This is a genomic window from Muricoccus radiodurans, from assembly GCF_050154705.1.
Lineage (GTDB): Bacteria > Pseudomonadota > Alphaproteobacteria > Acetobacterales > Acetobacteraceae > Roseomonas > Roseomonas radiodurans.
In genome coordinates this window covers 3,463,611-3,488,265 of sequence record NZ_CP189561.1, presented here as the reverse complement: position 1 = coordinate 3,488,265, position 24,655 = coordinate 3,463,611, and the positions used below count along the sequence as shown (strand labels likewise).

Annotated in this window: 24 protein-coding genes; 9 read left to right on the top strand and 15 right to left on the bottom strand. The window is 72.5% G+C overall.

Translation table 11 applies throughout. The features are described 5' to 3' along the window. Window positions 1–3: 3 nt before the first annotated feature. From ACP6CK_RS16655 to ACP6CK_RS16635, 5 genes are all read right to left on the bottom strand, one after another. Window positions 4–969, bottom strand: coding sequence for a DUF1839 family protein (locus ACP6CK_RS16655; RefSeq protein ID WP_426954418.1), 966 nt, complete (start codon window positions 967–969; stop codon window positions 4–6). Beyond that, window positions 969–1,916, bottom strand: coding sequence for an amino acid--[acyl-carrier-protein] ligase (locus tag ACP6CK_RS16650; RefSeq protein ID WP_426954417.1), 948 nt, complete (start codon window positions 1,914–1,916; stop codon window positions 969–971). Before ACP6CK_RS16650 ends, ACP6CK_RS16655 begins: the two co-directional genes overlap by 1 nt. Next, complete coding sequence (locus ACP6CK_RS16645) at window positions 1,913–3,058, bottom strand: acyl-CoA dehydrogenase family protein (protein WP_426954416.1); 1,146 nt, start codon at window positions 3,056–3,058, stop codon at window positions 1,913–1,915. Before ACP6CK_RS16645 ends, ACP6CK_RS16650 begins: the two co-directional genes overlap by 4 nt. Beyond that, entirely contained in the window at window positions 3,055–3,306 is a 252-nt protein-coding gene (locus ACP6CK_RS16640) for an acyl carrier protein (protein ID WP_426954415.1), read from the bottom strand. Before ACP6CK_RS16640 ends, ACP6CK_RS16645 begins: the two co-directional genes overlap by 4 nt. A gap of 425 nt (window positions 3,307–3,731) precedes the next feature. Further along, the gene (locus ACP6CK_RS16635; RefSeq protein ID WP_426954414.1) at window positions 3,732–4,472 is read right to left on the bottom strand and encodes a Crp/Fnr family transcriptional regulator; all 741 of its coding nucleotides are present in this window, start codon (window positions 4,470–4,472) and stop codon (window positions 3,732–3,734) included. A 141-nt stretch (window positions 4,473–4,613) separates the two neighbouring features. Between ACP6CK_RS16635 and ACP6CK_RS16630 the strand changes: the two genes are divergently transcribed. Then, the gene (locus ACP6CK_RS16630) at window positions 4,614–5,348 is read left to right on the top strand and encodes a sulfite exporter TauE/SafE family protein (RefSeq protein ID WP_426954413.1); all 735 of its coding nucleotides are present in this window, start codon (window positions 4,614–4,616) and stop codon (window positions 5,346–5,348) included. Window positions 5,349–5,422: 74 nt separating this feature from the next. Then, window positions 5,423–7,795, top strand: coding sequence for a heavy metal translocating P-type ATPase (locus ACP6CK_RS16625; RefSeq protein WP_426954412.1), 2,373 nt, complete (start codon window positions 5,423–5,425; stop codon window positions 7,793–7,795). 33 nt (window positions 7,796–7,828) lie between these two features. Here the strand turns inward: ACP6CK_RS16625 and ACP6CK_RS16620 are convergent, their stop codons facing one another. Then, window positions 7,829–8,689, bottom strand: a complete 861-nt coding sequence (locus ACP6CK_RS16620) for a DUF2189 domain-containing protein (protein WP_426954411.1) — start codon at window positions 8,687–8,689, stop codon at window positions 7,829–7,831. Next, window positions 8,686–8,877, bottom strand: coding sequence for a hypothetical protein (locus ACP6CK_RS16615; protein ID WP_426954410.1), 192 nt, complete (start codon window positions 8,875–8,877; stop codon window positions 8,686–8,688). The genes ACP6CK_RS16620 and ACP6CK_RS16615 overlap by 4 nt, the downstream gene beginning before the upstream one ends. A gap of 152 nt (window positions 8,878–9,029) precedes the next feature. Here ACP6CK_RS16615 and ccoN point away from each other — a divergent pair, with 152 nt between their 5' ends. Genes ccoN through ACP6CK_RS16590 form a run of 5 tightly spaced genes read left to right on the top strand, consistent with a single transcriptional unit; the run spans window position 9,030 to window position 12,859 of the window. Continuing rightward, complete coding sequence (ccoN, locus tag ACP6CK_RS16610; RefSeq protein ID WP_426954409.1) at window positions 9,030–10,499, top strand: cytochrome-c oxidase, cbb3-type subunit I; 1,470 nt, start codon at window positions 9,030–9,032, stop codon at window positions 10,497–10,499. 7 nt (window positions 10,500–10,506) lie between these two features. Beyond that, window positions 10,507–11,268, top strand: coding sequence for a cytochrome-c oxidase, cbb3-type subunit II (gene ccoO / locus ACP6CK_RS16605; protein WP_426954408.1), 762 nt, complete (start codon window positions 10,507–10,509; stop codon window positions 11,266–11,268). A gap of 12 nt (window positions 11,269–11,280) precedes the next feature. Further along, window positions 11,281–11,451 (top strand): cbb3-type cytochrome oxidase subunit 3, encoded by a 171-nt coding sequence (locus ACP6CK_RS16600; protein ID WP_426954407.1) that lies wholly within the window; start codon window positions 11,281–11,283, stop codon window positions 11,449–11,451. Next, window positions 11,448–12,365, top strand: coding sequence for a cytochrome-c oxidase, cbb3-type subunit III (ccoP, locus tag ACP6CK_RS16595; protein ID WP_426954406.1), 918 nt, complete (start codon window positions 11,448–11,450; stop codon window positions 12,363–12,365). The genes ACP6CK_RS16600 and ccoP overlap by 4 nt, the downstream gene beginning before the upstream one ends. Next, the gene (locus ACP6CK_RS16590; RefSeq protein ID WP_426954405.1) at window positions 12,362–12,859 is read left to right on the top strand and encodes a FixH family protein; all 498 of its coding nucleotides are present in this window, start codon (window positions 12,362–12,364) and stop codon (window positions 12,857–12,859) included. Before ccoP ends, ACP6CK_RS16590 begins: the two co-directional genes overlap by 4 nt. On the opposite strand, the gene ccoS is transcribed toward ACP6CK_RS16590, so the two are convergent. From ccoS to ACP6CK_RS16575, 3 genes are all read right to left on the bottom strand, one after another. Continuing rightward, window positions 12,848–13,027 carry a cbb3-type cytochrome oxidase assembly protein CcoS gene (gene ccoS / locus ACP6CK_RS16585; protein ID WP_426954404.1) on the bottom strand — a complete coding sequence of 60 codons (180 nt, stop codon included), beginning with the start codon at window positions 13,025–13,027 and terminating at the stop codon, window positions 12,848–12,850. The two genes, ACP6CK_RS16590 and ccoS, sit on opposite strands and share 12 nt — an antisense overlap. A gap of 201 nt (window positions 13,028–13,228) precedes the next feature. After that, window positions 13,229–14,206, bottom strand: coding sequence for a calcium-binding protein (locus tag ACP6CK_RS16580; RefSeq protein WP_426954403.1), 978 nt, complete (start codon window positions 14,204–14,206; stop codon window positions 13,229–13,231). Between the two features lie 325 nt (window positions 14,207–14,531). Further along, window positions 14,532–15,551: an amino acid ABC transporter substrate-binding protein gene (locus tag ACP6CK_RS16575; protein WP_426954402.1), complete on the bottom strand. Its 1,020-nt coding sequence runs from the start codon at window positions 15,549–15,551 to the stop codon at window positions 14,532–14,534. A 351-nt stretch (window positions 15,552–15,902) separates the two neighbouring features. On the opposite strand from ACP6CK_RS16575, the gene ACP6CK_RS16570 reads away from it, so the two are divergent. Continuing rightward, window positions 15,903–16,802, top strand: a complete 900-nt coding sequence (locus ACP6CK_RS16570) for a prephenate dehydrogenase/arogenate dehydrogenase family protein (protein ID WP_426954401.1) — start codon at window positions 15,903–15,905, stop codon at window positions 16,800–16,802. Window positions 16,803–16,909: 107 nt separating this feature from the next. Here the strand turns inward: ACP6CK_RS16570 and ACP6CK_RS16565 are convergent, their stop codons facing one another. The 4 genes from ACP6CK_RS16565 to ACP6CK_RS16550 all read right to left on the bottom strand — a co-directional run bounded on the left by ACP6CK_RS16565 (window position 16,910) and on the right by ACP6CK_RS16550 (window position 20,898). Further along, the gene (locus ACP6CK_RS16565; protein WP_426954400.1) at window positions 16,910–17,716 is read right to left on the bottom strand and encodes an ABC transporter permease; all 807 of its coding nucleotides are present in this window, start codon (window positions 17,714–17,716) and stop codon (window positions 16,910–16,912) included. Continuing rightward, the gene (locus ACP6CK_RS16560) at window positions 17,713–18,537 is read right to left on the bottom strand and encodes an ABC transporter permease (RefSeq protein WP_426954399.1); all 825 of its coding nucleotides are present in this window, start codon (window positions 18,535–18,537) and stop codon (window positions 17,713–17,715) included. The genes ACP6CK_RS16565 and ACP6CK_RS16560 overlap by 4 nt, the downstream gene beginning before the upstream one ends. A gap of 83 nt (window positions 18,538–18,620) precedes the next feature. Then, window positions 18,621–19,778 (bottom strand): extracellular solute-binding protein, encoded by a 1,158-nt coding sequence (locus tag ACP6CK_RS16555; protein ID WP_426954398.1) that lies wholly within the window; start codon window positions 19,776–19,778, stop codon window positions 18,621–18,623. 28 nt (window positions 19,779–19,806) lie between these two features. Continuing rightward, window positions 19,807–20,898, bottom strand: a complete 1,092-nt coding sequence (locus tag ACP6CK_RS16550) for an ABC transporter ATP-binding protein (RefSeq protein ID WP_426954397.1) — start codon at window positions 20,896–20,898, stop codon at window positions 19,807–19,809. A gap of 1,018 nt (window positions 20,899–21,916) precedes the next feature. Here ACP6CK_RS16550 and ACP6CK_RS16545 point away from each other — a divergent pair. Beyond that, entirely contained in the window at window positions 21,917–23,188 is a 1,272-nt protein-coding gene (locus ACP6CK_RS16545) for an MFS transporter (RefSeq protein WP_426954396.1), read from the top strand. Between the two features lie 21 nt (window positions 23,189–23,209). Here the strand turns inward: ACP6CK_RS16545 and ACP6CK_RS16540 are convergent, their stop codons facing one another. Then, entirely contained in the window at window positions 23,210–24,616 is a 1,407-nt protein-coding gene (locus ACP6CK_RS16540) for a PLP-dependent aminotransferase family protein (RefSeq protein ID WP_426954395.1), read from the bottom strand. Window positions 24,617–24,655 lie beyond the last annotated feature (39 nt).

Sequence of the window (24,655 nt, the reverse complement as noted above, 5' to 3'; positions counted from 1 at the left end):
GCCTCAGCCGAAGGCGGAGCGCAGCCCGCCCAGCGCGGCCCCGCGCTCCGGCCCGAGCGCGCGGATCGCGGCCGAGAGCGGCGCGAGGTCGCCGCCCCGCGCGGCCCGCGCCGCCCGGAACTGCAGGGTCTTGGCGCCGGAGGAGATCCGCGCGCAGGCCGCCGCGGCCGCCGAGGCGTCGACGCCGAGCGCCGCGCCCAGCCAGGCGGCATGCAGCCCCAACAGCTCGAAGGCCGCGCCCGCCTGCCGCAGCGTCGCGAAGGCCCAGAGGTGGAAGGCCTCACCGCCGCCCCCGCGCACTGCCTCCATCTCGACGGCCAGGGTATCGGCCATGGCGGCGAAGGGATCGGCCGGGGCGCGGTCCAAGTGATGCTGCAGCAGGCCGCGGGCCGCCTCGGCCAGCGCGGGGCCGCGAAGGGCGGCCGTGCGGCGCTCCACCACCTCCGCGAAGGGCGGCATCCAGCCCGGGGGCGGGGCAGGGTCCTGCCAGAGCAGGCCGCGGTAATCCGCGCCCTCCAGCTCTCCCCGCACGCGGTTGTGGACGTAGGACAGGCGCCCCGCGGCCGGGTCGATCGACAGCACCGCCACCGTGGACTTCGTGTGGCCGCGCCGGTAGTCGCTGCCTTCCGCATCCGGCAGCCAGTGCGCGTCGGCCTCCAGCAGCACGGGCCGCCCGTGGTTGGCGTGGGCGACGAGGTGGGATTCGAGGGAGCGGTAGACCGTCATCTCCTCCACCCGGGCGCCGTAGAGCGCTTCCAGCGCGGGGTGGGGCGGCTTGGCGAAGGTGAACTGGTCGCCCGCGAAGCCGACGGCGGCGAGGAAGCCGAGCATCGCCCGCGGCTCCTCCCCCCAGACGGAGAGGAGCGTCAGCCAGAGGTCCACGTAGCAGTTCGTCTCCGGCCACTGCCGGTGCGGGCCGTCCAGCGGCGGCGCATCCCCCGCGGCGTCCGGGGCAGCCGCGTCGAGCATCAGGACCACAGCGCCGTGCGCACCGCGGCCGGCCAGTCGCGCGGCTCCGCCCCGTGATGACGGAACAGCGCGAGGGAGAGGCGCTCGATTCCGTATCCCACGCAGGCCGTGTGCGCGACCGTGCCGTCCGACGCCACGATCCCCCATTTCTGTCCCATGCCGTCGAGATGCATGTTGACCGAGGCGCAGGCGGTGGGGCGCGTCTCGTCCGAGACGGGGATCAGGAGCTCCATCTTCAGCTCCAGCTCGCGCTGGCTGCGGGCCATCAGCTTGCCGGCGCGGCCGAAGAAGGGATCGTTCGCCGGCTCCACCGCGTGGGGCAGGTCGAGCATCCGCGCCATCTCCTGCGCGCGGCCGAGCCAGAGGTCGCGATGCGCCCGCGCCCCGTCCGCGGAGCCGTAGAAGACCGACTCGCATTGCCGAAACATCTGCATCCGGCAGGGATCGGGGGAGGGCTCGTGCCGGAAGCACCAGGCCGCGATCGCCACGCGGTGGCCCTCCGGCGGCAGGGGGCCGCGCGCGGCGATGATCGCGTAGGTCGGGTAGCAGGCGGCCGGGATCAGCGAGACCTCCGAGGTGGCCTGCTGGTCCGTCCAGTCCTCCTCCCCGTCGAGCTTCGCGACCAGCCGCCGGTGCGCCGCGTCGTCGCCGCAGAAGCAGCCGACCGTGCCCGCGAGCTGCGGGAAGGAGCGCATGTAGCCGGACCGCCCGAGCGCCCGCGTGGTCATGCCCGGCGGCGGGTGCATCTCCTCCGCGCCGTCGCCCGTCATCTGGTTGCGCATCAGCGCCTCGACGCCGCGCGCCACGGACTCGAAGGCGGCGGAGCGGAGGTAAAGGCCCTCCGTACCGCCCTCCAGCAGCACGCCCTCTCGCAGCAGGGCGTCGCGGAACACCTCGGGCCGCCCGGCCTCGGACGGCATTCCGCGGGGTTGCAGCACCGTGCTCATGCGAAGGCTCCGAGGCGGGGGCGGGCGCCGAGCAGCAGCGTGCCCGTGGCGTCCCGCACGCGGTCATTGGCCACCATCAGCGGCGCGGACCAGAGATCGCGCAGATGGCGCGAGAGGGAGTGCGGCCCGTCCACCCGGTAGCCGGGGAGGCCGCTGGCCACCATGCAGTGCCCGACCGCGTCGAGCGCGGCCTCGGACACGGTTGTCTTGAGCATGTTCATCTCGGCCGGCGAGAGCTCGCGCGAGGCTTCGCCGCCCGGCTCGCCGTATCGGCGGAGCACCGTCGCGACCATCGCCTCCGCGGCCAGCAGGCGCTCCGCGGCCTGGGCCAGCCGGGCGCCCGATGCCGCGGCCATCCCGCGCTGCCGCACCCGCGCCTTCGCGGCCGACCTGGCCCGGTCCAACGCGTCCGCCGCGATACCGAGCCAGACGGAGCCGAGGAGAATGTGGGTGACCGGGGTCATCGTCTCCGCGGCGATGCTGCCGAAGCCGGTGGGGAGCGCCTGCTCCGCGCGCGCCGTCGCCCGCACCACGAAGGCTTCCGACCGCGTGCCGCGCATGCCCAGCGTTTCCCAGCCGCCCGTCCGTTCAAGGGTGAAATCGCCCGGGCCGAGCACCCAGAGGAGCTGGTCGGATTCCGCCGCCTCCGGGCCGCGCCGGGACGTCAGCAGCAGGGCGTCGGCATGGGCACCATAGGAGATGTTCGGCGCGCGCTTGGTGATGCGGGCGCGGCCATCTTCCGCCGGTTCCGGGGCGCAGAGGGACCGGCGGATGTCGCCGCCCACCCCCTCCTCGGAGGTCACGGAGCCGAGCAGCAGTCCTTCCTCCGCCACGCGGGCGAGGAAGGCCTGGTGCCAGCGCGACGACCCCGCGTGGGCGATCAGGCAGGCGACCTGGATCTGGTGCATGGCGAGCGCCACGCCGGCGCTGCCGCATCCGCGGCCGATCGCGAAGCAGGCGCGCGCCGCGTCCGAGAGGCTTCCCCCGCGGCCGCCCATGGCCCGTGGGATGAGCAGGGCCAGCGCATGCTCCTGCCGCAGGGCCGCCACGGCCTCGGCCGGGAAGCGTCCCTCGCGATCCACCGCCTCCGCATGCGCCGCGGCGACGGCCGCGGCGGTCGGAAGATCCGGCCCATCCGTCACGCGGCGGCGCCGAGGCGGGACAGCGTGTCCTGGAGGGAGGCGATGGTGCGGAAGGTCTGGCGCGTCAGCGCCTCGTCCGGGAACTCGACGCCCAGGCGGCCCTCCAGCGCGAGCATCAGCTCGACGGTCGCCAGCGACGTCAGCCCGCGGTCGAACAGGTCGTCGCGGACGTCCAGCGCGGTGGCGGGCGTGGACAGGGTGGCCGTCGTGCCGAGAACTTCCCGGATCGTCGCTTCGATATCGCTCATGCCCGACCTTTCCTGCAGCCGGCCATGTCGGCCGTGCCTCAACCCATGTTCGAACGGTCGTACAACGTTCTGATTGCGACGATTCTTAAATTTTCGGCAAATCTCTCTATTTTCTCGGGGTGTGACTGTTGCCCCCGAGACGCCTCCCAAGGTGGCGACCAGAGAAGTCCCGCTTGTCCCCGAGACGGCTGGATGCGGCGCACCGTCGAGGGTGAGATGGCAGGCTGGGCCCGGACGTCGGCATCAGGCGCCGATACGGATCCGTCCTCCTTCGTGAGGAGGAGCTCCCACTCACCGCAGACAATGCCCGACGGCCAGGGATGCCGACCGAATGGTCGCCGGATCTCTTCCGGCATCGGACTTGCCGCAGGCCAACGCCGCGAAGAAGGCCGAAATCCCGTATTCTCCGGCCCAGAGAGACCAGGTCAGCCGTGCTGGCCCGCGACGTTCGCGAGAAGGGCGCGATCCAGGATGATCACCTGCCGGGCTCCCTCCTGCCGGATGACGTGGCGGCGCTGGAGGTCGGAGAAGGCCCGGCTCACCGTCTCCAGGCGGAGGCCGAGATGGTCGGCGATGTCGGCGCGCGACATCGGCAGGGACAGCGGACCGGTCTCCCCGCGGACCGCCGCACGGTCCGCGAGGCGGAGGAGGAAGGTGGCCACCCGCTCCGGCGCCGTCTTCCGGCCGAGGGTCATCATGTGCTCCTCGGCGACCTCCAACTCCTCGCAGGCGATGCGGCGCAGGCGCCGCTCCATGGTGGGGTAGGCGCCGAGCAGCTTCTCGAGGCTCGGCCAGGGGACGCGGCAGGTGCGGGCCGGCGTCAGCGCGGTCGCGCTGTGTCCGTGGGTCGCGCCGGAGCGGAGTCCGAGCAGGCTGCCCGGCTGCGCGAAGCCCACCACCTGCTGCCGCCCGTCCGGCAGGGTGCGGGAGAGCCGGATCGTGCCCTCGATCACGTTGGTCAGGTGGCGCAGCGGCGTGCCCTGGCAGAAGATCTCCTCCTGCGGGGCGTGGCTGCGGCGGAGCGCGGCGCGGGAGAAGCGGTGCAGCCCCTCATTCCCGGCCGCGCCGCATACGCCCAGGACCCGCGCGGGGCAGGTGGGGCAGGGCTCGCCGGGCGGGATCGCCGGGCCGAGAGACTCCGGCGCGGACGTCGAACCGCCTTGCATGACCCCGTTCTCCCCTTCGTGATCTGGCTGGAAGAGCGGTAATGTGAGGCTCCATGCCGTGTCGAGGGAAATCGCCGGTGCTGGCGGCTCGGCAGCCCTGCGTTGCGGCGCGCGCAGTGCTGCCCGTGCTAAGGGCCGGGAATGGACCTGCCATCCTGCCTGCATGACCTGGCAGCGCTCGGGCCCGGGGGGCTTGCGGCGCTGGCGGCGACGCTGTTCCTGGCCGGGCTCGCCGGCGGTGCGACGCATTGCGCCGGCATGTGCGGGCCCTTCGTCATGGCGCAGGTCGCGGCCCGCGCCGACGACGTGGCGTCGGGCGGGATGTTGCGGCGGCTGTCGGGCGCGGCGCTGCTGCCCTACCACGCCGGGCGGATGGCCGGTTACGCCGCGCTCGGCGCCGTGGCCGGCGGGGCCGCGGGGCTGCTCACGGCGGCCAGCGGCTGGCGCTTCCTTCTCGCCGTGCCGCTCGGGGTGGCGGCGCTGCTGATGCTGGCCCAGGGCACCGCGCGGCTCCTGGCCGCCTGGCCCGGCGCGTGGCGCCTGCCGGCGCCGCGCTGGCCCGCCCTGCCGGTGGGCGGGCTGCTGGCCGATCCGAGGGGAGGGCGCGCCTTCCTGCTTGGCCTTCTCCTCTCCGGGCTGCCCTGCGGCCTGCTCTACGGCGCCCTGGCCGCCGCGACGGCCGCGGGCAGCGCCCTGGCCGGCGGTCTGGCGATGCTGGCCTTCACCCTCGGCACGGTGCCGGCGCTGGTGGCGGTGGGGCTGGTCGGGCGGTTCTTCGGCCGCCGGGCGGGACCGACCTTCCGGACCGTGGGGGCCGCGCTGTTCCTGCTGAACGCGGTCGTGCTGGCGGGGATGGCCCTGCGGCTGGTGGCGTAGCCCGCGGCCAGGCCGCGCGGGCCGTTTGCGCTGGATCAACGACAGGCCGGGGGCGCAGCCGGAGGCTGGGCGGCGTGAGCCACATCCGTCCCCGTCCGGCCCTCGCGCCCGCCTCCGCCCCCTGCGACCACTGCGGCGCCGCGGTCCCGCCCGGGGGCGGCCGTTTCTGCTGCGCCGGTTGCGAAGGGGCGCACGCCCTCATCCAGGGGCTCGGCCTCGACGCGTTCTATCGTCGCCGCGACGCTGCCGCTGTGCAGGAGGGCGCGCTGCGCCCGGCGGACGACCCGCCGCCCGCCAGCCTCGTGCATCTCGTCCGGCCGGAGGGGGAGGGGGTCCACACCATCGACCTGCTGGTGGCCGGCCTCACCTGCGGCGCCTGCGTGTGGCTGGTGGAACAGGCCCTGGCCGGGCGGCCCGAGGTGCTGCGCGCGCGCGCCTCCCTCGTCGATCGGCGGCTGAGGCTGCTGTGGCGCGGCCCGGCCGAGGTGGCGGACGAGCTGGCGGCGCGGGTGGCGCGGCTGGGCTTCCGCGTCGCGCCCTGGTCCGCCGCCTGCCTGCGCGTGACGGAGGACGCGGAGGGGCGCGCGCTGACCCGCGCGCTGGGCATCGCCGCCTTCGGGGCGGGGAACGTGATGATCGTCTCCCTGGCGGTGTGGTTCGCCGGTCCCTCCATGGGGGAGGCGACGCGGGGGCTCATGCACTGGCTGGCGGCCGCGATCGGCCTTCCGGTGATCGCGGTGGCGGGGCTGCCCTTCTATCGCTCCGCCTGGGCGGCGCTGCGGGCGGGGCGGGCGAACATGGACCTGGCGGTCTCGCTCGGCGTGCTGGCGGCTGCGGCGATGAGCCTCAGTGAGGCCGTGCGGAACGGCCCCTACACCTGGTTCGACAGCGCTACGACCCTGCTCGCGCTGCTGCTGGCCGGGCGCGTGCTGGACCGTGCCGCCCGGCGCCGCGCCCTGGGCGCCGTGGGGGAATTGCTGGCGCTACAGGGCGGGGAGGTGACGCGGCTGGCCCCGGACGGCACCGCGGCGCCGGTGGCGGCGGAGAGGGTGGAGGCCGGCGACCGCCTGCTGGTGGCTGCCGGCGAGCGCCTGCGCCTGGATGGCGTGCTGGAGGCCGGGGAGGCCGTGCTGGACGCCGCCGCCGCGACCGGGGAGAGCTTGCCGCGGCGCTACGCCGCGGGAGAGGCGCTGCCGGCCGGGGGCGTGAATCTCGGCGCGCCCTTCGTGCAGCGCGTGACGGCGGCGGCGGCGGACGGGTCGCTCGCCCGGCTGGCGCGGCTGCTGGAGCGGGCCGAGGCGGAGAAGGGGCGCATCGCGACCCTCGCTGACCGGGCGGCGCGGCTCTACGTGCCCATCGTCCACGCGCTGGCGGCGGCGGCCTTCGGGCTGTGGCTGTGGCTCGGCGTGGGCTGGCAGGCGGCGCTCGTCCCGGCGGTCGCCACCCTCATCGTCACCTGTCCCTGCGGCCTGGCGATCGCGGTGCCGGCGACGCGGACGGTGGCGACGGGCGCGCTGTTCCGGCGCGGGCTCCTCGTCGCCTCCGGCACGGCGCTGGAGCGGCTGTCCGAGGTGGACCACGCCGTGCTGGACAAGACCGGCACGCTGACCGAGGGCCGCCCGGTGCTGCTGCCGGACCCAGCGCGGCCGGAGGCGGCACTGCGGGAGGCGGCGGGGATCGCGCGGGCCAGTCGGCATCCCCTCGCGCGCGCCCTGGTCGCCGCCTGCCCTGATGCGCCGGCCGCCTGTGGGGTGGAGGAGACGCCGGGCCGTGGGCTGGCCTGCGGCCCCGCGCGGCTCGGCAGCGCCGCCTTCCTCGGGCTGGGGGAGGAGGGGCCGGGCATGACGCTGTGGTATCGCGTCGCGCCCGGCGCCGCCCCCGTGGCGTTCCGCTTCGCCGATCGGCTGCGGCCCGATGCGGCCGCGGCGGTGGCCGCGCTGGAGCGTCTGGGCCTGTCGGTTGAGCTGCTGTCGGGCGACGCCGCGCCGGCCGTGGCCGCGGCGGCGGAGGCGGCCGGTATCCCGGCCTGGCACGCCGGCGCCGCGCCAGAGGAAAAGCTGGCCCGCGTCGCCGCCCTGCGCGCCGCCGGCCGCCGTGTGCTGATGGTGGGCGACGGGATCAACGATGCCGGGGCGATGGCGGTGGCGCATGCCTCGGCCAGCCCGGCGGGGGCGACGGATGTCGCGCAATCCGCGGCGGACCTCGTGCTGCGGGGCGGGGACCGGGGCCTGCTGGCGGTGGCGGAGGCCGTGGTCGCGGCGCGCGGGGCGCAGCGGATCGCGCGGGGGAGCGTCGTCTTCAGCCTCGCCTACAACGTCGTCGCGGTGCCGGCGGCGATGGTGGGCTGGGTCACGCCTCTGGGCGCGGCGGTGGTGATGGCCAGCTCCTCTCTGGCCGTCATCCTGAACGCGCTGCGGGCGGGGCGCGTGCCGGTTCTGCGGTGGTGACGGCAGGGAGAGATCCTTCGCCCCCGCCTCCGATCAGCCCGCGCCGACAAGGTCCTTGTAGGCGTGCCAGGTGGCGTGCCCGACGAGAGGGATGATCACCACGAAGCCGAGGAAGCCCGGCAAGGCTCCCAGCACCGTCAGCGCCACGATGATCACGGCCCAGAGCCCCATGGTGACGGGGTTGGCGAGGCAGGCGCGCATGGAGGTGACCATGGCCGTCACGGAATCGGTCGGCCGGTCCACCAGCATCGGCAGGGAGACCGCGGAGAGGCCGAAGACGATGGCGGCCAGGACGGCCCCGATGCCGGTGCCGATGATCGCGAAGTCCGCATGCTCCGCGCTCAGGAAGGCGCTGCGGAAGAAGGCGCCGAGCGGCGGGATGTTGTCCCCGAAGAACAGCGCGGAGAGCATCGTCGCGACGCGCATCCAGCCGTAGAGGAACAGCATGAGCAGGGCGCCGGTGAAGGCGATCTGGAACTTGTTGCGCCGCCACACGTCCCAGGTGGCCGGCACGGTGACGGGCCGCCGCTCCGCCTGGAGGCGGCTGGATTCGTAGAGCCCCAGCGCCAGGATCGGGGCTGCGAACATGAAGCCGGTCAGCAGGGGCAGGATCAGCACGGCATAGTCGGTCGCGGCGATCAGCCCGACCAGGACCCAGCTCACGACCGTGCAGCAGGCGCCGATGATCAGGCTGGTCCCCGGCGCGGCGCGGAAATCGGCCCAACCGCGGGACAGCCACCGGCCGATGGCAGCGGGCGGGACGCGGTTCACGGCGGGGCCCGTGCGCGCGAACTCGCCGGTCGCGCTGACCGGGTCCACCGCGGCGCCGATGGGCGGGTCCTCCGCGCCGGCGGTCAGGCGCAGTTCGGGGGGCTGGGTGGCCGCGCCGCTCACGGCAACACCCGCGCCATCAGACGGCCCGCGAGCAGCACGCCGAACCCGGCGAAGATCAGGCCGAGGAGGTGGGTGTAGCTGTCCGCCGCCCGTGCGGAGAGGAGCAGCCCGCCGATCCCCAGCACGGCGGCGACGATCCACCAGTGCACCAGGGTTCCCCCGCCCTCACCCGGATCGCGTGTCGCCATGCCCTGTCCCCGTCCCTGGCCGGCCGAGGGGCCGGTGTGAGGAGCGAGCCTGCCCGCGCGGCGCGGGGCCCGTCTTTGATCTGGCTCAAATCGCGCGCCGCCGCCCTCGTCTAGCTTTCGGCATCGCAAGGCCGGGAGAAACCGCCGAGGTCATGAGCGCTACCTCCACGACGACACCCTTCCCGGCCGGGGCCGGCACCGCGCCGGTCTATGACGACCGCATCGTACGGATGTTCACCGTCGCTGCCCTTTTCTGGGGCGTCGTGGGCATGGCGATGGGCGTTCTCATCGCCGCCCAGATGGTCTTCCCGCAGCTCAACCTGGGCCTGCCCTGGACCAGCTTCGGGCGGCTGCGGCCGGTGCACACCAGCGGCGTGATCTTCGCCTTCGGGGGCAACGCGCTGATCGGCACCTCCTTCTACTGCGTGCAGCGCACCTGCCGGGCGCGCATCCCCGGCCGCTTCGCGGCGGAGTTCGTCTTCTGGGGCTACCAGCTCTTCATCGTGCTGGCGGCGCTGGGCTACGTCATGGGCGTCACCCAGTCCCGCGAATACGCCGAGCCCGAGTGGATGGTGGACCTGTGGCTGGCGGTGGTGTGGCTGACCTATGCCGGGCTGTTCATCGGAACCCTGCTGCGCCGGCAGGAGCCGCACATCTACGTGGCGAACTGGTTCTACCTCTCCTTCATCGTCACGATCACGGTGCTGCACGTGGTGAACAACCTGGCGGTGCCGGTGGCCTGGAACGGGGCGCGGTCCTACTCCCTGTTCGGCGGGGTGCAGGACGCGATGACGGAGTGGTGGTACGGCCACAACGCCGTGGGCTTCTTCCTGACCGCGGGCTTTCTGGGCATCATGTACTACTTCCTGCCGAAGCAGGCGGGAGCGCCGATCTGGTCCTACCGGCTCTCCATCATCTCCTTCTGGTCGCTCGTGTTCATGTACATGTGGGCCGGGCCGCACCACCTGCACTTCACCTCTCTGCCGGACTGGGTGCAGACGCTGGGCATGGCCTTCAGCATCATGCTGTGGATGCCGTCCTGGGCGAGCACGCTGAACGGCTTCATGACCGTCTCCGGCCGATGGGACAGGCTGCGGACCGATCCCATCCTGCGCTTCATGATCGTGGCGGTGGTCTTCTACGGCGTCGCCACCTTCGAGGGGCCGCTGATGGGGATCCGCACGGTCAACGGCCTGTCCCACTACACCGAGTGGACGATCAGCCACGTCCATTCCGGCGCGCTGGGCTGGAACGGCTTCATCACCTTCGGCGCGATCTACTACCTCGTGCCGCGGCTGTGGAACCGGGAGGGGATGCATTCCCGCGCGGCGATCGAGTGGCACTTCTGGCTCGGGCTGGCGGGCATCATGCTCTACGTGACCGCCATGTGGGGCGCGGGCGTGCTGCAGGGGCTGATGTGGCGCGCCCACACGGAGCTCGGCTTCCTGAAGTACTCCTTCATCGAATCGGTCGTCGCCGCGCGGCCCTACTACGCCGTGCGGCTGCTCGGGGGGCTGCTCTACCTCTCGGGTTTCGTGGTGATGGTGTGGAACGTGTGGCGCACGGTGGTCGGCGCGCGGGAGGCCACGCAGGCCCTCCACGCCCCCGTGCCGGCGGAGTGACCTGACCATGGCCTTGGAATCCGGCAAGGGCCCCAGCCGCCGCTTCGCCCGCGTGCACGGCGTGATCGAGCGCCGCGCCCTCGTCTTCGTCCTCGCGATCCTCGGGGTCATCTCGGTGGGCGGCCTGGTCGAGATCGCGCCGCTCTTCGCACTGGAGAACACGGTGGAACGCGTCTCCGGCGTGCGCCCCTACACGCCGCTGGAGCTGGCGGGGCGCAGCGTCTACCTTCGGGAGGGCTGCTACACCTGCCACTCCCAGCAGATCCGCCCCTTCCGCGACGAGGTGGAGCGCTACGGCGCCTACTCCCTGGCGGCGGAGAGCGTGTACGACCACCCCTTCCAGTGGGGCAGCAAGCGCACCGGGCCCGATCTCGCGCGCGTCGGCGGCCGCTACTCCGATGCCTGGCACGTGCAGCACCTGAACGACCCGCGCTCCGTCGTGCCGGCCTCCATCATGCCGGCCTACGCCTTTCTCGGCCGCACGCCGCTCAACCCGGACCTCATGGCCGCGCACCTCGTCGCGAACCGGCGGGCCGGCGTGCCCTATGACGAGGCCATGGTGACGAACGCCGCCGCGGACCTGCGCGCCCAGGCGGATCCGGATGCGGATTCGAGCGGGCTGCTCTCCCGCTATCCGCGCGCCGTGTCCCGCAATTTCGACGGGCAGGCGGCGCTGACGGAGATGGACGCGCTGGTCGCCTATCTCCAGGTGCTCGGCACCATGGCGGAGTTCGACTGGCGCCGTCCCGATCCCACGATGCTGCGGTGACCGGGGAAGATCATGCCCGAATGGATGACCCTTCTCCGCTCCGCCGTGCTCGTCCTCATCGTGATGGGGTCGGTGGCGGCGGCGCTCTGGCTTCTGCGGCCCTCCGCCCGCCGCGCTTATGACGAGGCCGCTCTGATCCCGCTGCGCGACGAAGACCCACCGATGAAGGAGAGCGACCGATGAGCGACGCGGCCCAGGGCGGCGCGCCCGGCGCGGCGCAGTCCCCGATCCCGCCCGAGCGCGACCCGCACGCGCCGGAGCGCAACGCGCCGCCGAGCTTCGACGGCATCCGCGAGCTGGACGCGAACCCGCCGCGCCTCTGGACCTACATGTACCTGCTGTGCTTCGGGGCGGCGGTCTGGCTCTTCGTCGCCTATCCCGCCATTCCCTGGCTGACGAGCGACGCGCGGACCGGCGTGTTCCAGTGGTCCTCCCGCGCCGAGCTGGGCCGCGCCGTGCAGCACGCGGAGGAGACGGCGCCCGATGTCGCCGTCCGCTTCGCCCGCGCCAGCCTGGAGCAAGCCGAGGCGGACCCCGCGATGCGCGCCTACGCCATCGCCGGCGGCCACGCGGCCTGGGGCAACAACTGCGCGCCCTGCCACGGGCAGGACGGGCGCGGCACCGCCAACTACCCGAACCTGCGCGACCGCGACTGGCTCTGGGGCGGCACGCCGGAGGCGATCCGGCACACGCTGCAGGTCGGCATCCGCTGGCCGGGGGAGGAGAGCACCCGCTCCTCCCAGATGCCGGCCTTCGGGCGGCTGCGGTCGCTGGAGCGGCCGCAGGTGCTGGACCTGGTGGAGTTCGTCCGGTCGCTCTCGGGGCAGGAGCACAATGCGGCCGGGGCGGCCCGGGCCGAGCCGGTCTTCGCCGAGAACTGCGCGAGCTGCCACGGCGCCCGCGGCGAGGGAAACCAGGAGGTCGGCGGCCCGCGCCTGAACGATGATGCCTGGCTCTATGGCGGCACGCGGGAGGCGATCTACGACACGATCTGGAACTCCCGCTCCGGCGTCATGCCGGCCTTCGGCCAGCGCCTGCCGGAGGACACGATCCGCAAGCTCGTCCTCTATGTCCGCAGCTTCGGCGGCGGGGAGTGAGCGTGGCGGTGGAAGGGCGCGGACCGGTCCGGTCCTCCCGCTGGATTCCCTGGACCATCGGGGCCGTCTTCCTGGCCATCGTCGGGGCGGATGCGGTGATGGTGATGCTGGCGGTGCGGTCCGATCCGGGCCTTGTCGCCGGCGCGCCGGGACGGGTGGCCACGGGCTATGTGCTGCCCAGCGGTTCCGGCCTGCAGGTGGTGGTGCGCCAGGCGGCCGAGGGTGAGGCCGTGCGGGTGGAGGTGGCACTCCGCGGTCCCGATGGCCGGGGAGTGCCGGCGGAGTCGGTGGAAGGCGCGCTGCAGCGCGCGACCCATGCCGGGTCCGACAGGAGCATCGCCTTCGTGGCCCGCCCGGGTCCGGAGGGAACCGTCTGGATCGCGCGCGTCACGCCGCCGGCCGAGGGCGCCTGGGACCTGTCCCTGCGCGCCTGGGCGGCGGACGGGAAGGACGCGGTGGCCACGGTGCGGCTGGCGCCCGCGTCAGCGCGCTGACGGCCCCGGCGGACCGGCCCCGCGCCGCGTCACGTCGTCGTCCAGGATGCGGTGCGCCGCGGCGTCGAGGTCCTCGAACTGGCCGGAGCGCACGCTCCAGACGAAGACCGCGAGGGCGGCACCCCCAAGGGCGAGCGTGATGGGGATCAGCCACAGCAGAGAGATCATCGCCGGCGCTCCGATTGCCTTTCCCCCCTCGCGGGGCCCGGAATACATCTTATCACGCCGCGCTGCATGCGGCACGCGGCGCGGCGTGGCAGGAACATCTGATCCGCTGGGACGCTCGTGGAACATCGGGGTGACGATCTTCCCGATGGGTCGTCCGTTGCCCGAGCGGAGGCACGTGCTCCGGAGGGCAAGGCCCTGCGGTCAGGGAATCCCGGCGACCCACCAGTCGCTTCCCAGCTCCGCGAGGCTCACGTCCTGCAGGACACACAGGACTCCCTCGCGCAGGATCTGCCAGGTCTCGCCACCGGGATCGCCGACCCAGCCATTCCAGCTCGCCTGGTAGGACATGATGACGTCGTCGCCGTCCTGCCGCGCCGTGACGGCGTAGACAGGACCGTGGGCGACGGCCACGCGGTCACCTTCCGCCACGGAAAAGTCGGTGATCCACGTCCAGGATTCCGGCTCCTCCGGCGACACCCGGCCGGTGACGAAGACGTCCGCGCCATCGCCGCCGGTCAGCGTGTCGCCGCCCAGCGGGCCGTCGCCGGTCGGCGTGCCGCCATCCAGGGTATCGTTGCCGCCTGCGCCGGAGAGCCGGTCACGGCCGGTCGAGCCATCGAGAACGTTGTTGCCGTCGCCTCCGGTGAGGACGTCGTCGAACATCGAGCCACTCAGGTCCGAGATGCCGAACAGGCGGTCGCCCTGCGCGTCTCCGCCAAGACCGACCCCGAGCGAGAGGTCGACCGTCACGGCGGCCGGAGAGCTTTCATATGACGCCCTGTCGCGCCCGTCCGGCGTGTCGGGTCCGGTCCCGCCGATCAGGAGGTCGGCGCCCGGGCCGCCGACCAGCAGGTCGAACCCGGAGGAGCCGTAGAGCGTGTCGCTCCCCTCCTGGCCGTAGATCGAATCGTTGCCGCTGCCGCCCGAGGCCACGTCCCGTCCGCCGCCGCACGCGATCAGGTCGTTTCCCCGCTGGCCGTCGATCACGTCGTCTCCGGCGAGCGTGCCGTACCAGTCATCGCCGAACAGGTGGTCGTCGCCGTCGCCGCCATAGAGGTGATCGTCGGGGCCGAGATCCACGCGCCCGGTCCTGTCGGACACCGGGAGCATCCATTCCGGCCCGTCCCCGACCATCCAGTTGACGAACCGGCCGCCCGTGAGCGTGTCGCCCCCCGCCATGCGCTCCTCCCCTCATCTCTTCGCCGACGACCAGAGGGAAGCACGGCGCAGAGGCGCGGATCGTCGAATCTTGTCGCCTCGTCGTGGTCAGGGGCGTGCCTGGAAGGCGCTGGGCATCGTCCATCGCGGAGGACGGTCCAGGAGAAGAACCGCCGGCAACGACGTCCTGATCGGGGTCGGACAGCGACCGCCCAGTCCGGAGCAACCTGGCCGCGGATCGTCACGTGACCAGCGATGTCACCCTCGTCGCGCAGGGCTGGCGATCGCTCCAAGCCGGCGCCGCCCCTCGCGCGGCGCCGGCGTCATCAGGGCCGGTCGCGCCCGCTTATCGCATTGGCCAGGCGTACATCAGGCCGCCACGGGTCCAGAGGTCGTTGATGCCGCGCGGCAGGGCGATGGGCGTGCTCGGCCCCAGGTTCCGCTCGTAGAGCTCTCCGTAGTTTCCGATCGCGCGGATCGCGTCGTACAGCCAGGTCGGGCCAAGCTTCACAGCCTGGCCGAGATCCGGGACCGCCCCGAGCAGGCGGCGCACGGCAGGGTTCTGGCTGCTGGCGCGCATCTGTTCCGCGTTGCCGCTCGTGACGCCGAGCTCCTCTGCCTCGATCAGGCCGAAGAGCACCCAGCGGACGACATCGAACCACTCCTGATCGTCGCGCCGGACCACCGGCCCGTAGGGCTCCTTGGAGAAGCGTTCCTCCAGGATCACGTAGTCGTTCGGGCGGGCGAACTGGCTGCGGAGCGCCGCGAGCTGGGTTGCATCGGTGCCGATGGCGTCGCAGCGGCCGGCCTGGAGGGATTGCGCGGCATCCTGCATCCGCTCCTGCAGGACCGGCGTGAAGCGAAGGCCGGCGGCGCGGAAGGCGTCGGCCGTGACGAGCTCGTTCGTCGTGCCGGGGGAGAGGCAGACCGTCATGCCGTCCATGCCGCGGAGGTCGCGCACATTCGCATCCCGGCGGACCATGAAGCCGTGGCCGTCGTACAGGTTCACCCCGACCATGCGCATGCCGAGATTCGTGTCGCGCACCATGGTCAGCGTCGTCTGGCGGATCAGGACGTCGATCTCGCCGGACTGGAGGGCGGTGAAGCGCTGGACCGCGGTCAGGGGCACGAAGCGGACCTTGCCCGGGTCGCCGAGCACGGCGGCCGCCACGGCGCGGCAGAGATCGGCGTCCATCCCGCGCCAGACGCCCTGGCTGTCCGGGAGCGCGAAGCCCGCGATGCCCACGTTGACGCCGCAGGCAAGCACGCCCCGTTGCTTGACCCCATCGAGGGTCTGGCCGGCACTGGCGGGGCTGACCCACGCCATCAGAGCGGCGACGGCTGTTGCCATGGCGGTTCGAAGCATCGTCCGGACCCTTCCTTCTTGGACAGCTCATGCCGCCGTGTTTGGGCAAGGACGTCAATGCCGATCCCGGCGTCCGTTTCCATCCGGCCCGGGGTGCCGGTGGGGCGGTGAACATGCGCTGCCGGGAAGGGGTGCCGCTGATTGGCGTCCCTGTTGGCCCCGCGTCTTCCTTGTTGACGTCCCCGCCCGGATGCGGTCGGATGCGCCCATGACGAAGGCTGCTCCCGCCGCCGGGCTGTATTACGCGCCGCTTCCATAGCGGCGCGGTGCTTCGTCACGTAGCAACCGCCGGGTCGTCGGCGGTTGAACGTTCAGGACAGCGCAGACCTCCCGGCCCAACGGAGGTCCCTCATGTCCGCCCATGTTTCAGAACGGCCCCCGGTCGGCATCATCGGCTTCGGCGCCTTCGGCCAACTGATGGCCCGCCACCTCGCGCCCCATGTCCCGCTCCTGGCCTATGATCCGCGCCTGACGTCCGGTGGCGGCGGGGGAGGGGAGGCCGTGATCGCCCCGCTGGCGGAGGTGGCGCATTGCCCGATCGTCGTGCTGGCAGGGCCGGTCAGCCGCTTCGAGGAGATGACGCGGGCGATCGGCCCGCACCTACGGCCCGGGGCGATCGTGCTGGACGTCGGCTCCGTCAAGACGATCCCGGTCGAGATCATGCGCCGAAACCTGCCGGCCCATGCCGAGATCGTGGGAACCCACCCCCTCTTCGGCCCGCAGAGCGCCCGCGACGGGATCCGGGGGCTGAAGGTCGCGGTCTGCCCCGTCCGGGGCCGCGGGGGACGCCGGATCGCGGCGTTCCTCCGGCGGGCGCTGGGGCTCGACGTCATCCTCACCATGCCGGCAGCCCATGACCGGGAGGTCGCGACCGCCCAGGGATTGACCCACCTGATCGCGAAGGTTCTGGTGCAGATGGAGCCGCTGCCCTCGCGCATGACGACCCGCAGCTTCGACCTGATCATGACCGCCGTCGGTATGGTGCGACACGACGCGCCGGAGGTGTTCCAGGCGATCGAGGGCGCGAATCCCTTCGCGCGCGAGGTCCGGCAGCGCTTCTTCGGGCTGGCCTCGGATCTCGCGGCGGAGCTGGACAGGCCGGTCATGCGACGGCCCGAACTCCTGTCCGATTTCCGTGGAGCGGCCGGGAGCGAGACGCGGCGCGGACTTCCGGAGCGTTCGGTGCCGGACGATGCGGACCTGCCTTCCGAGGCGGCCTCGGCCATTCCAGCCATCGCGGGTGGGGCGTAGGCGCTGGCCCACTCCCCCGTGTGGGCTCCGCGCGGCACGCCGATGAGGCGGATGCCGCCCGGCGTCACCCGCCGCCGTGCCCAGCGGAGCCGGGCGATCCCGGTCCGCTACTGTCCCACCTTGGCCAGCACCTCCGCCCGGAGGAAGCGCTCCACCAGAAGCATGAAGAGCACGCTGGGAACCAGCAGGATGAGCGCCGTGATGGCCGCGACCTGCATGTTGCCGCCGGCGGCCGCGCTGAACAGGAGCAGCGGCAGCGTCCGCACCTCCGGCGCACCGACGAAATAGCTGGCCGTGAACTCGTCCAGGGATTCGAGGAACACGAAGACCGCGCTGGCCGCGATGCCGGGTGCGGCCAGCGGCAGGGTCACGGTGCGGAAGGCGGTCAGCGGCCCGGCCCCCATGTTGCGCGCCGCGAGGACGGCATCATCTTCCACCGAGGCGAAGGCGGCCGTCGCGATCCAGATGGAATAGACCAGCCCGTGCGCGGCGTGCACGAGCACGACGCCCAGCACCGTCCCGTTCAGGTCGAAGGCGAAGAAGATGCGGGCGACATTGATGTAGACGGGCAGGTTGGGAAAGGCCTGGGGCAGCAGGAACAGCAGGAGGATCAGCGTGCGGGCACCGAGGCGGGCCTTGGCCAGCGCCCAGGCCGCCGGCACCGAGAGCGCGAGGCAGAGAAGCGTGGTGAGAGAGGCGATCCAGATCGAGAGCCACAGGCTTTCCATCGCCTGGCCCTCCGGCCGGAACACTCGCTCCCAGAAGCGGAAGCCGTACTGGGAGGGCAGGCGGTTCGGCCAGTACCAGGACTCCGCCACGGACCAGAGGATGAGGTTCGCGAGCGGCCCGAAGACGAAGAAGGCCAGGGCTCCGAGCAGGACGGCACGCGGCAGCCAGAGCAGCGCGCGGCTCATGCCTTCTCTCCCTGACCGCGCTCGCGCGCGGCCTGGCGGAGCCAGACCCAGGCCACGGCGCCTGTCATCAGGCAGGACACCAGCCCGAGGGCGTTCGCCGTCCCATAGTCCCCGAGCGAGTTGATCCGCCAGGCCATGGCGACGGTCAGCATGGTCGGGCTCTGGCCGCTGATCATGATGGGGACGGACAGCACGGACATCATGGTGACGAAGGAGAGCACGAGCGCCACCATCACGTTGCGCCCGACCTGCGGCAGCACGATGCCCAGCAGGATGCGCGCCCGGCCCGCGCCCAGGTTCTGCGCCGCCTCGATGCCCGAGCGGTCGAGCGCCGCCATCGCGCCGGCGACCAGCAGGGTCGCGAAGGGAAGCTGCTTCCAGACGAAGGTGACGACGATCCCCCGCCAGTCGAGCCAGCCCTGCGCCCATTCCGCCGGCATGAGCCCGAGGAAGATGAGCGTGTTGTTCGCCAGGCCGTTCTGCCCGATGAAGCCGCGCATCGCCTGGGCGGCGACGATGAAGGGAATGAAGAGCGGCCATCGGTACATCGCCGAGAGCACCCGCACCGCGATGCGGGAGCGGCCGAGCGTCAGATACCCTCCGATCAGCACCGCCCCGATGCCCGTCAGCGCCGTCGAGGCCACGACGATCACCAGCGTGAACAGCAGGTCGGTGCGATAGAGGCCGAAGGCGCGGGACAGGTTCTCCATCGTCGCGCCCGCCGGGCCCTCGAAGGCGCCGACGACCGAGAAGCCCAGCGGCACGAGGAAGAAGGCGCCCACGACGAGCAGCGCCGGCGTGATCAGGAGATAGGGGATCACGCGATCAGACCGTGCCGCCCGGCTGCACGGGGCAGCGCGGGCTCCTCTTCTGTCCGGAAAGCGGGTTCACGCCGGTGGTGGGCCTAATTCAGCACCACGCGCTCATAGGCTTCCTGGATCGCGCGCATGAAGTCGGCCTGCGGCATGGGGCGGGCGCCGCGGGACAGCTGCTCCGGCCCGACGTCGCGGAACAGACGGTCCCAGGTGGGCTGGTCCAGGTGCTGGCGGACGTGCTGGGCGTCGATGCCCGGCAGCCAGTTGAAGCGCCGCACGATCCCTTCGGCCTGAACCTGCGGGCTGGTCGCCAGGTCCACGAAGCGCCGGGCCATGTCGGCGTTCGCGGCGCGGGCCGGGATCACGTAGTACATCGGCTGGCCCGGGAGGCCGGTTTCCGGCAGCACCAGTCGGAAGGCGGGGTTGAGGCGGCCCTCGGCCTGCCACGTGTAGAACATGTCCATCCAGACCGGGCCCATGTCGATCTCGCCGCGGTTCAGCGCGTCCAGCGTGCCGGCATTGCCGGGCGTGATCGTGACGACCCGGTTGAATTCCCGCAGCCGCTGCAGCGCGGGCGTCAGGGCGGACACCGCCGCGGCGTCGAAGGGGCCGTCGATCAGGCGCCGCTGATCCGGCCCGAAGGCATAGGCCCAGCCGAAGACGAAGCCGACGCCGGACATGCCGCCGCGGATGCCGTTGTAGCCGAAGCGCCGGGGGTTCTGCCGGGCCCAGGCCTCCAGCTGCTCGAAGCTGCGGGGCGGGTCCGAGACGCGCTGCGGGTTGTAGGCGATCGCGACCTGGCTGTTGAACATCGGCATGACGAAGCCGTCCACGTTCTGCCCCAGCGCGTTCCGGGTGACGTCGCTGGTGGCCAGCCCCCCATTCGCCGAGCCCTCGCGGTAGCGGGACAGCAGCCCCTCCGCGACCATGCGGCCGGCCATGGTCTGGTGGATCACGGCCACGTCCACGTCGGCCGTGGCGGTGCCGGCGCGGCGCTGCGCCTCCAGCCGCTCCCAGATGCGCTGGCTGCCGGCGTCGCCCGGGCCGGTGCCGATGGCGCGCACGGTCACGCCGGGATTCTGCCGCTGGAACATCGGGCCGAGATAGTCGGTGATGTAGTCCACCATGTTCTGGTCGCCGGCGGTCAGCACGTTCAGCGTGACGCGCTGCTGCGCCATGGCGGGAGGCGTGAGGGCGGGCAGGGCCGCAAGGCCCGCGCCGGCCAGCAGGATGTCACGGCGGTTCATGAGATGGCTCCTCCTGAGGTGCGGCGGCTCATTGCGACGCGACCGTGACCGCCGCTTGACGATCCGATGTCTGTGCCGCGAAGACATGCGCCGCGGCGGCCGGGATGCCCAGGCGGACCGCCGCGCCCTCCGGCAGGCGGTCGGGCACGTCCACCAGCGCCTCCTCCTCGCCCACCCGGATCGCGGCGCGCCAGCGCCCGCCCGGATAGGCGGAGAGGGCGACGGTGCCGTGGAAGACGAGGCCGTCCAGCGTCTCTCCCGGTGCGAGGATGCGCGCCTCCTCCGGACGGAAATGGGCCAGCGCCATGCCGGGCGGCGGCGCCCGCCCGGGCGAGAGGCGGAGCGGTGCCTCGGCCGCCGCGGTCTCGGCGGCGGAGTCGGGGCGAACCCGCACGGTCAGGCGGTTGGTGGCTCCCAGGAAGTCGGCGACATAGGCGCTGGCCGGTCGGGCCCAGAGCTCCTCCGGCGCGCCCTCCTGGGCGATGCGCCCCTCGTGCAGCAGCACGATGCGATCCGCGAGGATCATCGCCTCCTCGCGGTCGTGGGTGACGTGGATGGCGGTGATCCCGAGTTGCCGCTGCAGCGCGCGAAGCTCGTGCCGCACCCCCTCCCGGATGCGGGCGTCGAGGTTCGACATCGGCTCGTCCAGCAGGAGGATCTCCGGCCCGATGGCCAGCGCGCGCCCGAGCGCGACGCGCTGCCGCTGCCCACCGGAGAGCTGGGCGGGCAGGCGCTCCCCCAGGCCATCCAGCCGCAGGAGCCGCAGCATCTCCGTCACCCGCGCGGCGATGCGGGGCCGGTCCCAGCCGCGCACCTCCAGGCCGTAGCCGATCGTGCGCGCGACGGTCATGTGCGGCCACAGGGCATAGCTCTGGAAAACCATCGCTGCGCCGCGCCGCTCGGGCGCGAGGGTGGTGATGTCGCGGCCGCCCGCCAGGATCCGGCCGGAATCGGGCTTCACGAATCCGGCGATGCTCCGGAGCAGGGTCGTCTTGCCGCAGCCCGACGGGCCGAGCAGTGCCACGAACTCCCCGGCGCCGACGCTGAGAGAGACACGCTGCAGCACGGGCGTGCGCCCGTAGCTGACGGACAGCTCTTCGACCGCGACTGGCACGCCCATCAGGCTGCTTCCCCTTTCGGGGGAGGCTAGACCAGGATCATTCCGGGCGGAACTGGTGGCATCACTGGACAAGGGGTGCGGGCGGGACGGTGCAGGCCCAGGTCACGATCGCTGTGCGGGCGATGCCTGCGATCATGGACGGACTGTCATGCCTGACCGGGCATTGGACGACCGGTCATCGCAGCCCGCGCGACCAGCCGGCCCACGACGGGATCGAGCCCCTTCGAAGGCAAACAGGACGAGCCGAGCGCCCCAGGAAAAAGCGCTCGGCTGATTCGTGCTGTGGGGCCGTCCGGGCCGAGGCGGAGCTAGCGCCCGAGCAGACTTCCGAGCACCTCGCCGGGTGTCGGTCCGCGGCGCCGATCATCTCCGCGCCATCCATCATCGCGGCGACGTTCATACTCCCAGCGCCGTGCATCAGCACGGCGGTCCCGGTCCCATCGGCGGTCATGGCCACGATGAAGGCCGTTATCCCAGTGGCGACGGCCTTGCCCGTCGAAGTGCACCTCTCCGCGCCGGTCGTGGTGCCGGCCTCCGCGCGGGTCGGCATGGGCTCCCGGCGCCACGGCGAGAAGCCCGACGACGGTGCAGCCAAGAAGTGCCGCTCTCCAGCGAGTCATGGTCTGTAGCCTCCGTGATGCTGCGCCTCTGTGGCGATCACACGCTACAACGCCGTACCGAATGGAAGGTCACGGCCCGGGCGGGACTGCCCCAATCCGGCCGCATTGTCCTGAGCCGGGCGCCGCGTCAGATGCCGGAACGAGATCCTCCTCCGCCGCTGTCTCCTCCGGCATGTTCATACCGGTCGATGACCATTGCCGGCGGTGAACGCCTCATGCTTGGTGAGGTGCTGGAGGCTGTCAGCAGGCCTTCATTGGCTGACGGGCAGATCCTGCTTTACCCGGGCTGCGTCGCGATGCCCTTGGAGAATTGCACCGGACGGTCAGCTGTGGGACGCGTGTCCGTCAGACCGGGGCTCAGCCCGACGAAGAGCCGGTCAAGAACGGGGGGAGAAGCCTTGTCATCGCGTCAGGCCCATCTGGGGGCGGGCGGCAGCGTGCATCCGCAACTGGGGAGCGGGTGGCCTTCCGGGGCGAGGCGCCTTCTGCTGCTTGTCTCGATCGCCCACCTCGTCAGCCACGTCTACATCCTTGCTCTTCCGCCGCTCTTTCCCTTCCTGCGCGACAGCCTGCAGGTCGGCTTCGTGGAACTCGGCCTCGCCCTGACGATCTTCAACGTCGTCTCGGCCGTGGCGCAGGCGCCCATCGGCTTCCTGGTGGACCGGATCGGCGCGCAGCGGGTTCTCGCCGCGGGGCTCGGTCTCGGCGGGGTGGCTCTGCTGTCCATCGGACTGGGCGGGACCTACGCCTGGCTGCTGCTGGGAGCGGCGCTGGCGGGACTGGCCAACGCGGTCTTCCACCCGGCGGACTATGCCCTGCTCTCGGCCGGCATCCCCAGCGCGCAGATGGGGCGGGCCTTCTCCCTGCACACCTTTGCCGGCTATCTCGGGACGGCCATCGCGCCCGCGGTCCTGATCGGCCTCGCCCTCCTGGCCGGGCCTGGTGTGGCGCTGGGGGCGATGGGGCTGGTCGGGATCCTGCTGGTGGGTTTCATCCTGCCGCTCCGGGTCCCCGCGGTGCAGGACCCGTCCGGCGCCGGGAGCCGATCGGCGGCCGGGGCCGGCCAGACGGGCGGCTCGGTCTTCACCTCCGCGATCGTCTCGCTGACCGTGTTTTTCACCCTGCTCAGCCTCTCGAGCGGGGCCATCCAGAGCTTCTCGGTCTCCGCGCTGGTCAGCGGCTACGGGGTGACCCTCACCCAGGCGAATGCCGCGCTGACGGCGTTCCTGATGCTCAGTGCCTTCGGCGTCCTGGTGGGTGGTTTCCTGGCCGACCGGACACGGCAGCACGGGGACGTGGCGGCCATCGCGTTTGCCCTGACGGCGCTGCTCACCCTGGTCGTCGCCGTCGCTGACCTCGGGGCCCTGGCCCTGATCCTGATCCTGGGGGCGGCGGGGTTCCTGTCCGGCGTCATCGCGCCGTCGCGGGACATGATGGTGCGCGCTGCGGCGCCGCCCGGCGGAGCGGGGCGGGCCTTCGGGATCGTCTCGACCGGCTTCAACGTCGGCGGGGCGGTCGGGCCGCCGCTGTTCGGCTGGTTCCTCGACCATGGCGCGCCGCGCTGGGTCTTCGGCGCCGCCGTCGTGTTCATGCTGCTCACCGTGGTGGTGGCCCTGCGCGACCGGTGGCTGGCCCGGAAAGAACGGGCCGCCGACCTGCGTGGGGGGTGACTTATGCGGAGGTGAAGCGCGCTACACCACCTCTGAGAAGCTCTCCGGCGTCGCCTCGTCGCGCATGACCGTCGCGACGGCGCGCAGGGCACTGCGCAGCGCGCCCTGGTGGTGAGCCGCGCCGATCGAGACCCTCACCGCGTCCGGGGGCTTGTCCTCCCCGACCCAGAAGGCGTCGCTCGGCACGAGGGCCAGCCCCTCCCGGCGCTGAAGCTGGGCGGTGAAGTCGAGGCGATCCCATCGGCGCGGCAGCCGGAGCCAGAGGTGGAGGCCCTCGGGATGGGCATCGAAGGCGCCCTCCGGCAGGATCTCGCGAGCGATGCGCTGGCGCGCGGCGCATTCCCGCCGGATCGCTGAGACGATGGCGCCCGCCGTGCCGTCCTCGATCCAGCCTGTCATCAGGCCTGTCAGCAGCGGAGAGGCCATGAGCACGTTCGCCCGTAGCGCCGCAGAAGCTGCTCGCGCCGCGCGCCCGTCCGGCGCGATGAGATAAGCCACGCGCAGCGCGGGCGAGAGGACCTTCGACACGGTCGCGATGTGGAAGGTGATCTCGGGCGCGAGCGAAGCGAGAGCCGGGAGGGGATCGGAGGGCAGCAGGCCGTAGGCGTCATCCTCCAGGATCAGCAGCCCGTTCCGCCGCGCCACCTCCGCGATCGCGCGGCGCCGCTCGGGCGGCATCGTCACGGCGGTGGGGTTGTGCATCGTCGGGGTGAGGTAAAGCACGTTCGGCCGCGTATCCCGGCAGGCCGCCGCCAAGGCGTCGGGATCCATGCCCTCCCCGTCGCCGGCAATGCCGAGGAGCCGGAGTCCGAGCGCCGCGGCGATGCCCCGGATGCCGGGGTAGGTCAGCGCGTCGGTGAGGAGGACGTCACCCCGGCCCGCCATGGTGCCGAGGGCAGCGAGAAGCGCGGGCTGAGCGCCTGGGGAGAGGACGACCCGCTCCGCATCCACCAAGCCGAGGGTCGGCCGAAGCCAGGCGGCACCGGCCGCACGCTCCGCCTCGGTTCCCGAGCCCGCCCGGTAGGTCAGGCGCTCGTCCGGCGCGCCACGGGCCAGGAGGGCCGACATCCCGCGCGCGATCACCTCCTGCAACGGAAGGTCGGCGGGCTGCGGCGGGAGGTTCATGCCGAGATCGACGACGCGCTCCGGTTCGGCCTCCTCCTTCGGGCGGGGAGGCGAACCGGCCCGGACGAAGGTGCCCCGCCCGACGGTGGCCTGGAGCAGGCCGCGCCGCCGCGCCTCGGCATAGGCGCGGGTGACCGTCGTCAGGTCCACCCCGAGCGCATCGGCAAGCGCCCTATGGGTGGGAAGACGCTCCCCCGCCCGCAGATCCCCCTGCGCGACCGCCGTCCCGATCGCGTCCGCGACGGCGAGGTAGATCGGTCCCGCCACCCCCTCGATCTGCGGAACCCAGCCCTGCGGTGTCATGAGCACGGTATCCTTGTATGTAATCCATTCAATAGGTAC

Bases quoted from the DNA above. Each gene is read 5' to 3' on its own strand.
- ACP6CK_RS16655 (WP_426954418.1), bottom strand. From the start codon at position 969: ATGCTCGACGCGGCTGCCCCGGACGCCGCGGGGGATGCGCCGCCGCTG.
- ACP6CK_RS16650 (WP_426954417.1), bottom strand. From the start codon at position 1,916: ATGAGCACGGTGCTGCAACCCCGCGGAATGCCGTCCGAGGCCGGGCGG.
- ACP6CK_RS16640 (WP_426954415.1), bottom strand. From the start codon at position 3,306: ATGAGCGATATCGAAGCGACGATCCGGGAAGTTCTCGGCACGACGGCC.
- ACP6CK_RS16635 (WP_426954414.1), bottom strand. From the start codon at position 4,472: ATGCAAGGCGGTTCGACGTCCGCGCCGGAGTCTCTCGGCCCGGCGATC.
- ACP6CK_RS16630 (WP_426954413.1), top strand. From the start codon at position 4,614: ATGGACCTGCCATCCTGCCTGCATGACCTGGCAGCGCTCGGGCCCGGG.
- ACP6CK_RS16615 (WP_426954410.1), bottom strand. From the start codon at position 8,877: ATGGCGACACGCGATCCGGGTGAGGGCGGGGGAACCCTGGTGCACTGG.
- ccoN (WP_426954409.1), top strand. From the start codon at position 9,030: ATGAGCGCTACCTCCACGACGACACCCTTCCCGGCCGGGGCCGGCACC.
- ccoO (WP_426954408.1), top strand. From the start codon at position 10,507: ATGGCCTTGGAATCCGGCAAGGGCCCCAGCCGCCGCTTCGCCCGCGTG.
- ACP6CK_RS16600 (WP_426954407.1), top strand. From the start codon at position 11,281: ATGCCCGAATGGATGACCCTTCTCCGCTCCGCCGTGCTCGTCCTCATC.
- ccoP (WP_426954406.1), top strand. From the start codon at position 11,448: ATGAGCGACGCGGCCCAGGGCGGCGCGCCCGGCGCGGCGCAGTCCCCG.
- ccoS (WP_426954404.1), bottom strand. From the start codon at position 13,027: ATGATCTCTCTGCTGTGGCTGATCCCCATCACGCTCGCCCTTGGGGGT.
- ACP6CK_RS16580 (WP_426954403.1), bottom strand. From the start codon at position 14,206: ATGGCGGGGGGCGACACGCTCACGGGCGGCCGGTTCGTCAACTGGATG.
- ACP6CK_RS16575 (WP_426954402.1), bottom strand. From the start codon at position 15,551: ATGCTTCGAACCGCCATGGCAACAGCCGTCGCCGCTCTGATGGCGTGG.
- ACP6CK_RS16570 (WP_426954401.1), top strand. From the start codon at position 15,903: ATGTCCGCCCATGTTTCAGAACGGCCCCCGGTCGGCATCATCGGCTTC.
- ACP6CK_RS16565 (WP_426954400.1), bottom strand. From the start codon at position 17,716: ATGAGCCGCGCGCTGCTCTGGCTGCCGCGTGCCGTCCTGCTCGGAGCC.
- ACP6CK_RS16555 (WP_426954398.1), bottom strand. From the start codon at position 19,778: ATGAACCGCCGTGACATCCTGCTGGCCGGCGCGGGCCTTGCGGCCCTG.
- ACP6CK_RS16550 (WP_426954397.1), bottom strand. From the start codon at position 20,898: ATGGGCGTGCCAGTCGCGGTCGAAGAGCTGTCCGTCAGCTACGGGCGC.
- ACP6CK_RS16540 (WP_426954395.1), bottom strand. From the start codon at position 24,616: ATGACACCGCAGGGCTGGGTTCCGCAGATCGAGGGGGTGGCGGGACCG.